This is a genomic window from Nonomuraea sp. NPDC051941 (assembly GCF_044593615.1).
On the sequence record NZ_JBIUCF010000020.1, the window covers coordinates 78,797 to 92,656 of the forward strand.

The window sequence follows — 13,860 nt, forward strand, 5'->3', positions numbered from 1 at the left end:
CAGGAGGTCCCATGCGCATGCGGGCTCTGGGTGTGGCCGCTCTCGCGACCCTCGCTTTCGCCGCCACGGCGTGCGGCGAATCCCAGCCGGCTTCCCCGTCGGCGTCCCCGGCGGCACCCGGTGCGTCCGCCTCCGCCCCGGCGGCCAAGAGTGGCGGCACGCTCGTGATCTGGGCCGACCCCAGCCGCGTCAAGCCGCTCAAGCCGTTCGCCGACCAGTTCGGCACCGAGAACGGCGTGACCGTCGAGGTGAAGGAGATCAGCAAGGACAACCAGACGACCTTCCTCACCGCCTCCCAGCAGGGCAGCGGCCCCGACATCATGATCGGCGCGCACGACTGGATCGGCAACCTCGTGCAGAACGGGGCCATCGACCCCGTCACCCTGACCGACGAGCAGAAGGCCGCCTTCTCGGCCAAGGCGATGCAGGCCGTGACGTTCAACGGGCAGGTCTACGGCGCCCCGTACGCGGTGGAGAACATCGCCCTGATCCGCAACACCAAGCTCGCCCCCGACGCGCCCGCCTCGATCGAGGACATGATCGCCAAGGGCAAGGAGCTCAAGGCGGCCGGCAAGGTCAAGGAGGTGCTCTGCATCCCCGTCGGCCAGAAGGGCGACGCCTTCCACGTCTACCCGATCTTCGCCTCCGCGGGCGGCGCGCTGTTCGGCGCCACCTCCACCGGCGACCCCGACCCCAAGCAGGTGCTGGTCGGCTCGCCCGACTCGGTCAAGGCGTTCGGCAAGCTCAAGGACCTGGGCGAGAAGGGTGACGGCGCGCTGCGCACGTCGATCACGAACGAGAACTACATCGTGAACTTCGCCGGCGGCAAGTGCGCCTACCTGATCTCCGGCCCGTGGGCGATGAGCGAGGTCAAGAAGGGCGGCATCACGTACGACATCACGGCCGTCCCGTCGTTCAAGGGCGGCAAGCCCGCCACCCCGTTCGTCGGCGTGCAGACGTTCTTCGTGGCCTCCAAGGGCAAGAACAAGGCCCTGGCCCAGGAGTTCGTCGCCAACTACGTGACCAACAAGGACGTCGCGAAGGCGCTCTACGAGGCCGACCCGCGGCCCCCGGCGCTGACCGCCGCCCTCCAGGAGGTCCAGGCGAGCGACCCGGACGCCGTCAAGTTCATGGAGGCGGGCAAGGACGGCCTGCCGATGCCGGCCATCCCCGAGATGGCGGCCATCTGGGAGCCGTTCGGCATCGCCGAGAACGCCGTCGTCAAGGGCGGCGACGCGGCCAAGGCCGCCGCGGCCGCGCAGAAGGCCATCGACGGCTCGCTCAAGCACTGATCATGACCCTCGACGTGCGCGAGGCCCCTGGAAAGGGCGGGGAGCCCAAGGCGGCTTCACGGCCCCGCCGGGAGATCACCACGGCGTTCGTGGTGAGCAGGATCGCGGTGCTGGCCGTGGCCGCCGCGATCCTGCTCTACGCCGCGCCGCCGCTGGTCGCCGCCGAATCATGGGTCTCGCTGGGGCTGCTGGGCGCCGTCAGCGCGGCCATCGCCTACCTCTACCTGACCCGCCGCTTCATCCCGGCCAAGTATCTGGTCCCCGGCACCGTCTTCCTGATCGCGTTCCAGGTGTTCCCCGTGGCCTACACGGTCACCACCGCGTTCACGAACTTCGGCGACGGGCACCGCGGCGACAAGGCCGCCGCCGTCACCGCCATCGAGACCGGCTCGGTGCGCCAGACCCCCGGCTCGCCCGAGTACGCCATGACGGCCGCCCTGCGCGGTGACGAGCTGGTGTTCCTGCTGGTCGACCCCAAGACCAAGCAGGTGCGGCTGGGCGACGCCAAGGGGCTGTCGCCGCTGGCGGGCGCCCAGGTCGGGGTCACCGGCAAGGTGCTGGCGGCCCCCGGGCTGACCGTGCTCAAGACGCCCGAGGCCGCCGCCCGCGGGCCGGAGATCTCCGCGCTGGCCGTGCCGACCGGCGACGGCGTGATCAAGGCGAACGGGCTCAGCCGGGCCGTCGAGGGCAAGGCGGCGCTCGTGTACGACGCCGGCTGCGACTGCGTGCGCGGCAACGGCGACACCTGGACGGCCGACGAGAGCCAGGGCTTCTTCGTCAACGCCAAGGGCGAGCACCTGGCGCAGGGCTGGCAGGTCGGCGTCGGCCTCGACAACTTCGCTCGAGTGCTGACAAATCCGACTATTTCGGGATATTTCGCGGGGGTGTTCGGCTGGAACCTGGTCTTCGCGCTGGCCTCCGTGCTCGGCACGTTCGCGCTCGGCATGTCGGTCGCGCTGGCGCTGCACCACCCGCGGATGCGCGGCACCCGCTTCTACCGGATCGCGCTGATCCTGCCGTACGCGATGCCCGCCTTCGCCATGCTGCTGGTCTGGCGTGACATGTTCAACCGCGACTTCGGCCTGATCAACCAGCTTCTCGGCGCCAACGTCGACTGGCTGGGCGAGACCGGGACCGCCCGGTTCGGGGTGATCCTGGTCAACCTCTGGCTCGGCTTCCCGTACATGTTCCTCGTCACCACCGGCGCGCTGCAGGCCATCCCGCGCGAGCTGACCGAGGCGGCGGCCATCGACGGGGCCACGCCGTGGAAGGCGTTCCGGCGGGTGACGCTGCCGCTGCTGCTGGTGGCGCTCACGCCGCTGCTGATCTCGTCGTTCGCCTACAACTTCAACAACTTCAACGCGATCGCGCTCACCACCGAGGGCGGGCCGTTCCCGGCCGACAACCCGCAGGTGGGCGGCACCGACCTGCTGATCACCTACACCTTCAGGCTGGCGTTCGGGGCGGGCGGGGCGCAGTTCGGCTTCGCGGCGGCGGTCTCGGTGTTCATCTTCACGATCGTGGCCGTCATCTCGGCCGTGGCGTTCCGCCGTACCCGCAAGCAGGAGGAGGTCTACGCGTGAAGCTCGCCCTCAGGCACGTCTTCGTGCTGATCGTGTGCGCGTTCGCGCTCTTCCCGATCCTGTTCGTGGTCTCGGCCGCGATCAACCCCATGGGTACGCTGGCCTCCACCGACCTGCTGCCGACCGGGGCCAGCCTGGCCAACTTCGCCCACCTGCTGACCTCCGACAGCTACCCGTTCGGCCGGTGGTTCTTCAACTCGGTGTTCATCGCGCTGGTGGCGTCGTTCGCGAGCCTGCTGCTGTCGATGCTGGCCGCGTACGCCTTCAGCCGCATGCGCTTCGCGGGCCGCCGGGTCGGGCTGCTGGCGCTGCTGCTCATCCAGATGTTCCCGCAGTTCCTGGCCATCGTGACGATCTTCATGATCTTCACCAGGGTGACCGAGCTGTATCCGGCCTTCGGGTTCAACACCGTCTGGGGGCTGATGCTGCTCTACCTCGGCGGCGCGCTCGGCGTGAACACCTGGCTGATGAAGGGCTTCCTCGACACCGTGCCGAAGGAGCTGGACGAGGCCGCCACCGTGGACGGGGCCACGCACGCGCAGATCTTCTGGCGGGTCATCATGCCGCTGGTCACGCCGATCCTCGCGGTCACGGCGCTGCTGGCGTTCATCGGCACGATGAGCGAGTTCCTCATGGCGAACGTGTTCCTGCGCGACCCCGAGAGCAAGACCCTCGCCGTCGGCATGTACGGGATGATCGCCGGCGACCACCGCAACGCGAACTTCGGCATGTTCGCCGCGGCGACGCTGCTTACCGCGATTCCGACGGTGAGTGTGTTCCTCTGGTTGCAGAAGTACATCGTCTCCGGGCTCACCGCCGGGGCTGTCAAGGGATAGGTGCATTTGCGCTTCATCGGGGAGCCGCATCACGACGGCTCAGCTCTGTACGTCTCCGAGCAGGAGCCCGCACTCGGCTCGCGGGTGACGCTGTGGCTGCGGGCGCCGCTGGCCGCCGGGATCACGGGCGTGCACGTGCGTACCGTGCACGACGGCGAGCCGCGCTACGCCGAGGCGGCGCCGGACCCGTCGCGGCGGGAGGCCGGCGGGTACGGCGGCACGGACGTCTGGTGGCGGGCCGAGATCACCGCGGTCAACCCGGTGACCCCGTACCGGTTCCTGCTCGCCACGCGGGGCGGGCAGGCGTGGCTGACCGCGGCAGGGCTCGTCACCCACGACGTGACCGACGCGGGCGACTTCCGCCTCGTGTGCCATCAGCCGCCGCCCTCCTGGATGTCGGACGCGATCGTCTACCAGATCTTCCCCGACCGCTTCGACCGCTCCCGGCCCATGCGCGACCTGCCCGACTGGGCGCTGCCGCGCGACTGGGACCACGACCCGGTCATCCCCGCCGGCCCCGGCACCGCGGGGCAGTTCTACGGCGGCGACCTCGACGGCGTCGCCCAGCGGCTCGACCACGTCCAGAGCCTCGGCGTGAACACCGTCTACCTGACGCCGATCTTCCCCGCCCGCTCCAACCACCGCTACAACGCCTCCACGTTCGAGCACGTCGATCCGCTGCTCGGCGGTGACGAGGCGCTGCACCGCCTGTCCGGCGCCCTGCACGCCCGCGGCATGCGGCTGCTCGGCGACATCACCACCAACCACTGCGGCGACACCCACGAATGGTTCACCGCGGCCGTCTCCGACGTGAACGCGGTCGAGCGCGAGATGTTCTACTTCGACCCCGACTCCGGCGACTACGAGTCCTGGTGGGGCGTCAAGACGCTGCCCAAGCTCAACTGGGGCAGCGAGCTCGTCCGCGCCCGCATGCGGGCCGTGCTGAAGAAGTGGCTCGGGCCGCTGGACGGCTGGCGCGTGGACGTGGCCAACATGACCGGCAGGCGGGCCGCCGACGACCACAACCACGAGGTCGCCGCCATGCTGCGGGCCGAGCTGGGCCCCGAGGCCGCGTTCATCGCCGAGCACAACCACGACGCCTCCTCCGACCTCGACCGCGACGGCTGGCACGGCACCATGAACTACGGCGGCTTCACCCGCCCCGTCTGGACCTGGCTACGCGGCCCCGAGCTGGACCTCGACCACTTCCTCGGCGTGCCGGGCGGCGTCCCGGCGCGCGACGGGACGGCCGCGCTGGCCACGTTCCGGTCGTTCGCGTCCCACATGTCGTGGCGCTCGCTCGTCCATTCCTGGCAACTGCTCGACTCACACGACTCGCCCCGCATCCGCACCGTCACCGGCTCGCGCGAGCGCCACCTGCTCGCGCTCGGCCTGCAGGCCACGCTGCCGGGCACGCCGATGGTGTTCGCGGGCAGCGAGTTCGGCCTGACCGGGGTGAACGGCGAGCACTCCCGCACCCCGATGCCCTGGAACCGGCCCGCGGACCAGGACCTCCCGACGCTGGCGGCCTACCGGGAGCTGTTCGGGCTGCGCCGCGCCGAGCCCGCGCTGCGCCACGGCGGCCTGCGCTGGCTGCACGCCGACGCCGACTGCCTGGTCTTCGCGCGGGAGACGTACGAGGAGTCGATCCTGGTGTGCGTGCGGCGGGCGCCCGGCGCGCCGCTGCGCCTCGGCGTCCACGCGCACGGCCTCTACGACGCCGAGGACGGGGACGTGCTTCCGGGCGACGGACCTTCGGTGCGTCTCTGGCGTCTCGCGCGCTGATCACGCTACCTTGGGCTACCCCCCATCCGCTCCAACTCGATAGTGGTGTGCTCGAATGAGGTTGCTGCCCGTAGCCGTCATGGCGGCTGTCCTGCCTGCTTTCTCGCCTGCGGCCCCGGCCCACGCGCTGGCGGGCACCACGTACTACGTGGACTCGAAGTCGGGTAACGACGACGCGGCGGGCACCAGCGCCACCGCGCCGTGGAAGTCCCTCGACAAGGTCAACTCCGCCGACCTCAAGCCGGGCGACGCGGTCAGCTTCAAGCGCGGCAGCTCCTTCACCGGCCCGCTCAAGCTGGAGGCCAACGGCACCGCGGCCAGGCCCATCGTCATCCAGGCGTACGGCACCGGCCCGCTGGCCAGGATCAGCGGCATGGACGACGACTGCGTCGTGCTCAGCGGCGACCACTGGCGCGTCGGCGGCCTGCGGGCCTCCCGCTGCCGCTGGGCCGGCTTCGAGGTCGCCGGCGACAGCAACGAGCTGGCCGGCGTGCAGGCCGACGGCAACATCGCGGGCGTCTACGTCACCCCGTCCGGCTCGCGCAACGTCATCCGCGACAGCGTCCTGACCGACAACAACCGGATGAGCGTCAACGACGAGGGCGGCGACAACGACTCCGGCGCCTTCGGCGTGCTGCTCAACGGCGACGACAACCTCGTGACCGGCAACACCATCACCGGCAGCTACGCCAAGAGCGCCGACTACGGCACCGACGGGGCCGCCGTCGAGATCTTCGACGGCGACCGCAACCGCGTCACCCACAACATCTCCAGGAACAACGAGACGTTCACCGAGCTCGGCGCCCAGAAGGGCAAGACCGCCACCGGCAACGTGTTCGCCTTCAACGTCGTGACCTCCTCCCGCAGCCGCGGCTCGTTCCTCATCACCCGCGGCCCGCGCCACATCGTCGGGCCCGTGAAGGGCACGATCGCCGTCCAGAACTCGGTCTACCTGCCGGCCCGGGACACCATCGGCTGGTCCTGCCACGACGGCTGCGCCCCGTCGATCCTGAAGCTGCGCAACAACGTGATCGTGGTGGGCGGCGAGGCCGGCTGGGAGGACGGCAAGGGGGCCGACGAGGGCGGCAGCGTCTACCAGGGCCGGGTGAACAAGTTCAAGCTGGGGCCGAAGTCGATCGTGGCCGACCCGAAGTTCGTCTCCCGTACCGACCTGCGGCTGCGGCCCGGCTCGCCGGCGCTCGGCCGCGGCCTGACCCTCAGCCCCGCGTGGTACGGCGGCAAGGCGCTCGGCAAGGACATCGTCGGCAGGCCCCTGGCGGGCTCGCCCGACGCAGGCGCCTACCAGCGCTGACGCGCCTCCTCCTGCACCTCCCCGCATCGGCGTCGCCCCCTGCGCCGGCGCGGGGACTCCTGGGCCACGTGGCACCGCCATACCCATGGACGCCGGGGGCGCGGTCTGCCGCGCTCCCCATTCCCCCCACAAGGACCGCAACCCCGGACGGTGGGAAAGGCTCCTCTCCTTGGCGGGTGTAAAGATGCAGTGAGTGTAAGCTTGCATGCCATGGAGGAGTCCCGGCGCGAGCGTAAGAAGCGGCAGACCAGGCAGTTGCTCGTCGGCACGGCGCTCAGGCTGTTCGCCGAGCAGGGATACGAGCAGACGACCGTCGCGCAGATCGCCGCCGCGGCCGACGTCGCCACCAAGACGTTCTTCAACTACTTCCCGACCAAGGAAGACGTGCTGTTCGCCGAGGTCCTGGAGTACATGGAGCAGATGGCCGGCGTGGTCGCCGAGCGCGAGCCGTCGGACCGCGTCGCCGACGTGCTGCTCAAGACCTACGACCGGGTCATCGCCCACTACCTGACCAAGGGCCCGCCGGCGGGCGACCGCGAGCTGGCGAAGGTCTACGAGCACCTGGTCGCGACCGTGCCCTCCATCCAGGCCAAGGCCCTGCACATGATGTTCGGGGTGCAGCGCGAGGTGGCCCGGCACCTGCTGGAGGCCTTTCCCGACGTGCTCGACCCGATCAGCGCCGCGGCGGTGGCCGGCGCGTTCGTGGGCGCGGTCCAGGGGGCGGGCGGCGCCGCCCGCGAGGCCGGCCAGTCCGATGAGGAGATCGTGGCCTCGATGGCCCGCGCCGCCGAGATCGCCATCGGCGGGCTGCGCCCGTTCTAGAGTGGACGGGTGCTTCCAGATCTTCGCCAGCCGCTGGTGCGGCAGCTCGCCGAGTCCGACGTCCCCCGGCGCTACTGGCACCTGGGCGACGAGGACGGGCGGGCCTGGCTGTTCGAGAGCGTCGAGGGCGACGGCCTCGAACAGTGGGCGATCAGGCAGGTGCTGGTGGGCGCCGACCGGACCGCCCGCCGCTACTGGTGGCGCCACCTGCAGGACGAGTACGGCTTCCTCACCGACCAGCCGCTGGAGGTCTGGGAGCTGGCCGAGATCACGGAGGAGGCGTTCGAGGCCGTCTGGGAGGCGAGCGACTGAGGCGTCAGCTGCCGGCGGCCAGCACCGGGTAGAGGCGCTCCAGCTCGCCCGAGAGCCCGGCCTTCGACTGCCGGCTGATGGCGTCGGCCAGCACCTCGTAGGCCCCGGTCTCCAGGGCGTCGAGGGTCTGCGCGACGACCTCCTCGGGGGTGATCTTGGGTCCGGTGACGTGGGCGGCCATGTCGGTGTCGATGTAGCCCGCGTGCACCCCCAGGACGTGGGTGCCCTGCTCCTTCAGCTCCAGCCGCAGGGCGTTGGTCAGGGACCACGCCGCGGCCTTCGACGCGGCGTACCCGCTCGCCTGGGGCAACGTGATGAACGACAGCACCGACAGGACGTTCACCAGCGCCCCGCCGCCGTTGCGGGCCAGGACGGGGGCGAAGGCGCGACTCATGGACAGCGTGCCGAAGTAGTTGGTGTCCATCTCGGCGCGCGCCGAGTCCAGGTCCGAGCTGCCGGAACGCGAGATGCCGGCGTTGTTGACGAGCAGGTCCACGTCGCCGCAGCGCTCGGCCGCGGCCGCGACGGCGGCCGGGTCGGTGACGTCGAGCTCGATCGGGGTGAGGTTCGTGCCGGTGATCGTGGCGGGGTTCCTGGCGGCCGCGTAGACCGTGCGGGCTCCCCGGTCCAGGAGGGCCTGGGCGAAGGCGGCGCCCAGGCCGCGGTTGGCGCCGGTGACGAGTGCGACGCTGCCGGAGATCTTCATGACGACTGCTCCAAAGGTGTGGTCAGGGACGTTCGAGGATGAGGGCGTTGGCGAGGCCGCCCGCCTCGCACATGGTCTGCAGCGCGTAGCGGGCGCCGCGCTCGGCCATGGCGTGGACCAGGGTCGTGGCGATGCGGGCGCCGCTGGCGCCCAGCGGGTGGCCGAGGGCGATGGCGCCGCCCTTGACGTTGACCTTGGCCGGGTCGGCGCCGGTCTCCTGGAGCCAGGCCAGCACGACGCTCGCGAACGCCTCGTTGACCTCGAACAGGTCGATGTCGGCGAGGCTCAGCCCCGCGCGGCGCAGGACCTTCTCGGTGGCCGGGATGACGCCGGTGAGCATGAGGATCGGGTCCGAGCCGACGACGGCGAAGCTGTGCAGGCGGGCCAGGGGCCGCAGGCCCAGGCGGGCCGCCGTCTCCGAGGTGGTGACCAGTACAGCCGCCGCCCCGTCGTTGATCGGGCTGCTGTTGCCCGCGGTCACCGACCAGTCGATCTGCGGGAACCGCTCGGCGTAACCGGGGTCGGTGAAGGCGGGCCTGAGCCCGGCCAGGATCTCCGGCGTCGTGCTCGGGCGTACCGACTCGTCCCGGTCGAGGCCGCCGACGGGCGCGAGCTCGCCGGCGAAGGAGGAGGCGGCGGCCTTGCGATGCGAGCCGGCGGAGAACTCGTCGAGCTGCTCGCGGCTGAGCGACCATTTGGCCGCGATCAGCTCCGCGCTGATGCCCTGCGGCACCAGGCCGCCGGGGAAGCGCGCGGCCAGCGCCGGGCCGAACGGGTCGGCGCCCGCGGGCACGTTCGACCACATCGGCACCCGGCTCATCGACTCCACGCCGCACGCCACCACCAGGTCGTACGCGCCGGACATCACCCCTTGCGCAGCGAAATGCACCGCCTGCTGTGACGAACCGCACTGCCGGTCCACCGTGACCGCGGGCACCGACTCCGGGAGGCCGGCCGCCAGCCAGGCGTTGCGGGTGGTGTTCATGGCCTGCTCGCCCACCTGGTCGACGCAGCCGCCGATCACGTCGTCCACCAGGGACGGGTCCACCCCGCTGCGCTCGATCAGGGTGCGCAGCGTGTGCGCGAGCAGGTCCACCGGGTGGATCGCGGACAGGCCGCCGCCCGGTTTGCCCTTGCCGATCGGAGTACGTACGGCTTGCACGATGACGGCATCACGCACAGCGCCCTCCTCATCAGTTGGAAAACTGAACCCACTCTAGACCCGGTGGGTTGGATTTTCCAACGGACCTCCTTGATCAGGAGGTGGAGCGCGCGAGGCCGTCGATGATCAGCTGGATGGCCGCGTCGAAGGTGCGGCCGATCTCCTCGGGATCGTCCGACATGTGCCCCTCGGTCTCGGCCAGGATGAAGCCCGAGACGAACGCGTGCAGGATGTCGCTCGTCCGCCGCAGCTCCGACTCCGGCACTCCTGCCAGTCGCAGGATGCGGTAGAGCGTCTGCCAGACGGGCAACCGCCGGTCGGCGACGAGTCTCGGATGGGTGTGGACATATCTCCATATGGCGGGGTGCTCTTTCGCGTGCCGGTGATAGTCCAGCGCCAGCGCCATGAGCTGCTCCTCCCACGGGGCGCCGTCGTCCGGCGGGACGTGCATGCGCTCGGCCGTCGTGGCGCAGACCAGCGCCAGCAGCGCGTCCTTGCTCTCCACGTGGTGGTAGAGCGACATCGGGTTGACGTTCAGCTCGGCCGCCAGCTTGCGCATGGACAGCCCGTCCACCCCGCTCTCGTCCATCAGGCGCACCGCCGTGGTGCCGATCTCGTCGAGGGTCAGGGGTGCGCCCCTGCGTGCGCTCACTGCCATACACCGTATGGTAGCGTCAGCCATACGGTGTATGGCTACTCGAAGGGAGCAATCATGGCGGAGATCCCCGCCCCGCAGGGCCTGCCCATCCTCGGCAACACGCTGCAGATTCCCTCTCACTCGCCGATGGAGCACTTCGCCCAGGTCGCCACCCGTTACGACGAGGGCATCTACCGGCTGGAGATCGTCGGCCGCACGGTCGTGGTGGTGTACGACCCCGACCTGGTCGCCGAGGTGTGCGACGAGAGCCGGTTCGTCAAGCGGATCAAGCCGCCGCTGACGATCGTGCGCGACTTCGCCGGTGACGGGCTGTTCACGGCCGACCCGGACGAGCCGGTGTGGGGGCACGCGCACCGCATCCTGATGCCGGCCTTCAGCCAGCGAGCCATGAAGGCGTACTACGGGCAGATGCTCGAGATCGCCGAGCAGCTCGTCGAGTCGTGGGCCGCCCGCCAGGGGGAGGACCTGCCCGTCGCCGACGACATGACCAGGCTGACCCTGGACACGATCTCGCTCACCGGGTTCGGCTACCGGTTCAACTCCTTCGACTCTCCCGAGCTGCACCCGTTCCTGCAGGCCATGGGCGGCGCGCTCACCGAGGCCATGCTGCGCAACCAGCAGCTGCCGTTCGTCACCAAGCTCAAGCGCGGGCGCGAGGAGGCGTACCGGCGCGACATCGCCACCATGCAGTCGCTGGTCGACGACGTGATCACGCAGCGCCGCGCCGAGGGCGCCACCGGCTCCAAGGACCTGCTCGGCCTCATGCTGGAGGCGTCCGACCCGCAGAGCGGCGCCCGCCTGTCCGACGAGAACAGCCGCAACCAGGTCCTCACCTTCCTCATCGCCGGCCACGAGACCACCAGCGGCCTGCTCTCCTTCGCCCTCTACAACCTGCTGCGCGAGCCGCACACCCTGGCCCGCGCCTATGAGGAGGTGGACCGGCTGCTGCCGGGCGACGAGCCGCCCACGTACGAGACGATCATGAAGCTCGACGTCATCGCGCGCGTCCTGGAGGAGACCCTGCGGCACTGGTCGCCGATCCCGGGGTTCAGCGTCAGCGCGGTCGAGGACACCACGATCGGCGGCTACCCCATCGCCAGGGATCAGGGCGTCATCGTGCTGCTGCCGGTGCTGCACCGCAGCCCCAAGGCGTGGGAGCGGCCGGACGAGTTCGACATCGACCGCTGGCTGCCGGAGAACAAGCAGAGCCATCACCCCGGGGCCTACAAGCCGTTCGGCAATGGCGAGCGGGCCTGCATCGGCCGGCAGTTCGCGCTGACCGAGGCCAGGCTGGCGCTGGCGATGATCCTGCGGCGGTTCGCGATCTCCGACCCGAGCGTCTACCGCATGAAGATCAAGCAGACCCTCACCCTCAAGCCCGACGGGTTCACGCTCAGGGTCCGCGAGCGGCGGGCGCACGAGCGGACCGTCGTCGTGGCCCAGGAGGTCGAGGAGAGCGCGCAGCAGGAGATCGCCGTCACCGGCGTGCCGCTCACCGTCGCCTACGGCTCCAACCTCGGCACCAGCTCCGACATCGCCGAACGGCTGGCCGAGCGGGCCGGCCGCGCGGGCTTCGCCACGACGCTGACCTCGCTCGACGACATGACGCCGCCGAGCGAGGGCCTGCTGATCGTGGTCGCCTCCTCCTACAACGGCAAGGCCCCCGACAACGCCCAGCGCTTCGACGCGCTGGAGGCGCTGCCCGACCTGTCCGGGGTCCGGCTGGCCGTGCTGGGCTGCGGGAACACGCAGTGGCCCACGTACCAGGAGTTCCCGAAGCGCGCGTACGAGAAGCTGACGGCCGCCGGAGCGGTGCCGCTGATCGAGCGCGGCGAGGCCGACGCGGACGGCGACTTCGACGGCGACGTGACCGCCTGGACGGCCGGGCTGTGGGCGGCGCTGGCCGAGGAGTACTCGGCAGCTGCGAATCTGGGCACCGAGAGCGCCGGGCCGCGTTACGAGATGGAGGTGCTCAGCGAGGCCGAGGTCAGGCCCTCGGTCGTCTCCTCGCGCGCGTTCCCGCTGACCGTCGTCTCCAACGAGGAGCTGACCTCCGACCCGACCGGCCTCTGGGACTTCTCGACCGAGGCGCCGCGTCCCGGCGTGCGCTCCATCGTGGCCCGGCTGCCCGAAGGCGTCACCTACTCGGCGGGCGACCACGTGGCCGTCTTCGCCAAGAACGACCCCGAGCTGGTGGAGTGGGCGCTGCGCTGCCTGCGCGTCCCCCGCGACCAGGTGGTACGGCTGCGCGCCGCCGGATCCACCCACCTGCCCGTGGACACGGCGGTCACGGCGGGTCTGCTGCTGACCGAGTTCGCCGAGCTGCAGGAGGTGGCCACCAGGTCCGACCTGGAGGCGCTGGCCGCGCACACCGCCTGCCCCTGGACCAAGGGCCAGCTCGCCGAGCTGACCGCGAACTACGCCGACGAGATCCTCGCCAAGCGCGTCTCCCCGCTCACCCTGCTCGACCGCTTCCCCGCGATCGAGCTGCCGCTGCCGGTGTTCCTGGAGCTGGCCGGGCCGATCAAGCCGCGCTACTACTCCGTCTCCTCCTCGCCGCTGGCCGACCCCTCGCTCGTACGCCTCACCGTCGGCCTCGTCGAGGGCCCCGCCTGGTCCGGCTCGGGCACCTACCAGGGGATGTGCTCGGCCTACCTCGCCGGGCTGAAGGAGGGCGAGGTGTTCTACGGCTACATCCGCGTGCCCGCGCCGCCGTTCCGGCTGCCGGACGACCCGGCCACGCCGGTGATCCTCATCGGCCCCGGCACCGGCTTCGCGCCGCTGCGCGGCTTCATCGAGGAGCGCCTGCTGGCCGGGGCTCCCGGCCGCGCCGCCGTCTTCACCGGCTGCCGCCATCCCCGGCACGACGAGCTGTACGCGGACGACCTGGCCCGCTGGGGCGTGCCCGCGCACGCCGCGTACTCCGCCGTTCCTGGGCATCCGTACCGGTTCGTCCAGGACGCCGTCGCGGCGCACGCCGACGAGGTGTGGGAGCTGCTCTCCCAGGGGGCGTACGTGTACGTCTGCGGTGACGGGCTGCGGATGGCTCCTGCGGTGCGGCAGACGCTGCTGGACATCTACCGGTCACGGACGGGGGAGGACGGGGCGGGGTGGCTGGCCGAGCTGGAGTCCTCCGGCCGCTACCAACAGGACGTCTTCGCCTGACCTCCCGCCCCCGCCCGCTCCGCGCTCCCAGCCGGTCGGCCGGCCCCGGGTCGGCGAGCTGCGGCGCGGCGGGGGCCACTCACCGTGCGGAATTAACGGCGGTCCGTCACGGCGGGTGCCTCCGCCACGCCACGCCGCGTTGGTGGGGTGTTGTGCGGCGGGGGCCGGCGCCTTTGAACGGCGCGTGGCTGTGGGGGCGTATTCAAGGGTGTGAGATCGCGTGTCGT

11 protein-coding genes are annotated in these 13,860 nt (G+C 70.9%); 8 read left to right on the forward strand and 3 right to left on the reverse strand.

Annotation, left to right across the window (positions count from 1 at the left end; all coding sequences use genetic code 11):
- Nucleotides 1-11 precede the first annotated feature (11 nt).
- From ACIHFD_RS30995 to ACIHFD_RS31025, 7 genes are all read left to right on the forward strand, one after another.
- Nucleotides 12-1,292: a maltose ABC transporter substrate-binding protein gene (locus ACIHFD_RS30995; protein WP_363964268.1), complete on the forward strand. Its 1,281-nt coding sequence runs from the start codon at nt 12-14 to the stop codon at nt 1,290-1,292.
- A gap of 2 nt (nt 1,293-1,294) precedes the next feature.
- The gene (locus tag ACIHFD_RS31000) at nt 1,295-2,875 is read left to right on the forward strand and encodes an ABC transporter permease subunit (RefSeq protein ID WP_397369876.1); all 1,581 of its coding nucleotides are present in this window, start codon (nt 1,295-1,297) and stop codon (nt 2,873-2,875) included.
- Nucleotides 2,872-3,711 (forward strand): sugar ABC transporter permease, encoded by an 840-nt coding sequence (locus ACIHFD_RS31005; protein WP_319714304.1) that lies wholly within the window; start codon nt 2,872-2,874, stop codon nt 3,709-3,711. Before ACIHFD_RS31000 ends, ACIHFD_RS31005 begins: the two co-directional genes overlap by 4 nt.
- Entirely contained in the window at nt 3,712-5,496 is a 1,785-nt protein-coding gene (locus tag ACIHFD_RS31010; RefSeq protein WP_397369877.1) for a glycoside hydrolase family 13 protein, read from the forward strand.
- A gap of 55 nt (nt 5,497-5,551) precedes the next feature.
- Nucleotides 5,552-6,808 carry a right-handed parallel beta-helix repeat-containing protein gene (locus ACIHFD_RS31015; protein WP_397369878.1) on the forward strand — a complete coding sequence of 419 codons (1,257 nt, stop codon included), beginning with the start codon at nt 5,552-5,554 and terminating at the stop codon, nt 6,806-6,808.
- A gap of 210 nt (nt 6,809-7,018) precedes the next feature.
- Nucleotides 7,019-7,630 (forward strand): TetR family transcriptional regulator, encoded by a 612-nt coding sequence (locus ACIHFD_RS31020; protein WP_397369879.1) that lies wholly within the window; start codon nt 7,019-7,021, stop codon nt 7,628-7,630.
- Between the two features lie 9 nt (nt 7,631-7,639).
- Nucleotides 7,640-7,942 carry a hypothetical protein gene (locus tag ACIHFD_RS31025; RefSeq protein ID WP_364247249.1) on the forward strand — a complete coding sequence of 101 codons (303 nt, stop codon included), beginning with the start codon at nt 7,640-7,642 and terminating at the stop codon, nt 7,940-7,942.
- Nucleotides 7,943-7,946: 4 nt separating this feature from the next.
- On the opposite strand, the gene ACIHFD_RS31030 is transcribed toward ACIHFD_RS31025, so the two are convergent.
- The 3 genes from ACIHFD_RS31030 to ACIHFD_RS31040 form a co-directional block, all read right to left on the reverse strand.
- Nucleotides 7,947-8,648 carry an SDR family oxidoreductase gene (locus ACIHFD_RS31030; protein ID WP_397369880.1) on the reverse strand — a complete coding sequence of 234 codons (702 nt, stop codon included), beginning with the start codon at nt 8,646-8,648 and terminating at the stop codon, nt 7,947-7,949.
- A gap of 22 nt (nt 8,649-8,670) precedes the next feature.
- Complete coding sequence (locus tag ACIHFD_RS31035) at nt 8,671-9,828, reverse strand: thiolase family protein (protein ID WP_364247255.1); 1,158 nt, start codon at nt 9,826-9,828, stop codon at nt 8,671-8,673.
- Between the two features lie 76 nt (nt 9,829-9,904).
- On the reverse strand, nt 9,905-10,468 hold the full coding sequence (locus ACIHFD_RS31040; RefSeq protein ID WP_350726865.1) for a TetR/AcrR family transcriptional regulator: 564 nt from the start codon (nt 10,466-10,468) through the stop codon (nt 9,905-9,907).
- Nucleotides 10,469-10,522: 54 nt separating this feature from the next.
- Here ACIHFD_RS31040 and ACIHFD_RS31045 point away from each other — a divergent pair, with 54 nt between their 5' ends.
- Nucleotides 10,523-13,633, forward strand: coding sequence for a bifunctional cytochrome P450/NADPH--P450 reductase (locus tag ACIHFD_RS31045; protein ID WP_397369881.1), 3,111 nt, complete (start codon nt 10,523-10,525; stop codon nt 13,631-13,633).
- Nucleotides 13,634-13,860: the final 227 nt, after the last annotated feature.

What these genes read in the sequence shown, in the direction of transcription:
- ACIHFD_RS31040 (WP_350726865.1), bottom strand. Translation starts at nt 10,468, where the DNA reads ATGGCAGTGAGCGCACGCAGGGGCGCACCCCTGACCCTCGACGAGATC.
- ACIHFD_RS31020 (WP_397369879.1), top strand. Translation starts at nt 7,019, where the DNA reads ATGGAGGAGTCCCGGCGCGAGCGTAAGAAGCGGCAGACCAGGCAGTTG.
- ACIHFD_RS31015 (WP_397369878.1), top strand. Translation starts at nt 5,552, where the DNA reads ATGAGGTTGCTGCCCGTAGCCGTCATGGCGGCTGTCCTGCCTGCTTTC.
- ACIHFD_RS31030 (WP_397369880.1), bottom strand. Translation starts at nt 8,648, where the DNA reads ATGAAGATCTCCGGCAGCGTCGCACTCGTCACCGGCGCCAACCGCGGC.
- ACIHFD_RS31045 (WP_397369881.1), top strand. Translation starts at nt 10,523, where the DNA reads ATGGCGGAGATCCCCGCCCCGCAGGGCCTGCCCATCCTCGGCAACACG.
- ACIHFD_RS30995 (WP_363964268.1), top strand. Translation starts at nt 12, where the DNA reads ATGCGCATGCGGGCTCTGGGTGTGGCCGCTCTCGCGACCCTCGCTTTC.
- ACIHFD_RS31000 (WP_397369876.1), top strand. Translation starts at nt 1,295, where the DNA reads ATGACCCTCGACGTGCGCGAGGCCCCTGGAAAGGGCGGGGAGCCCAAG.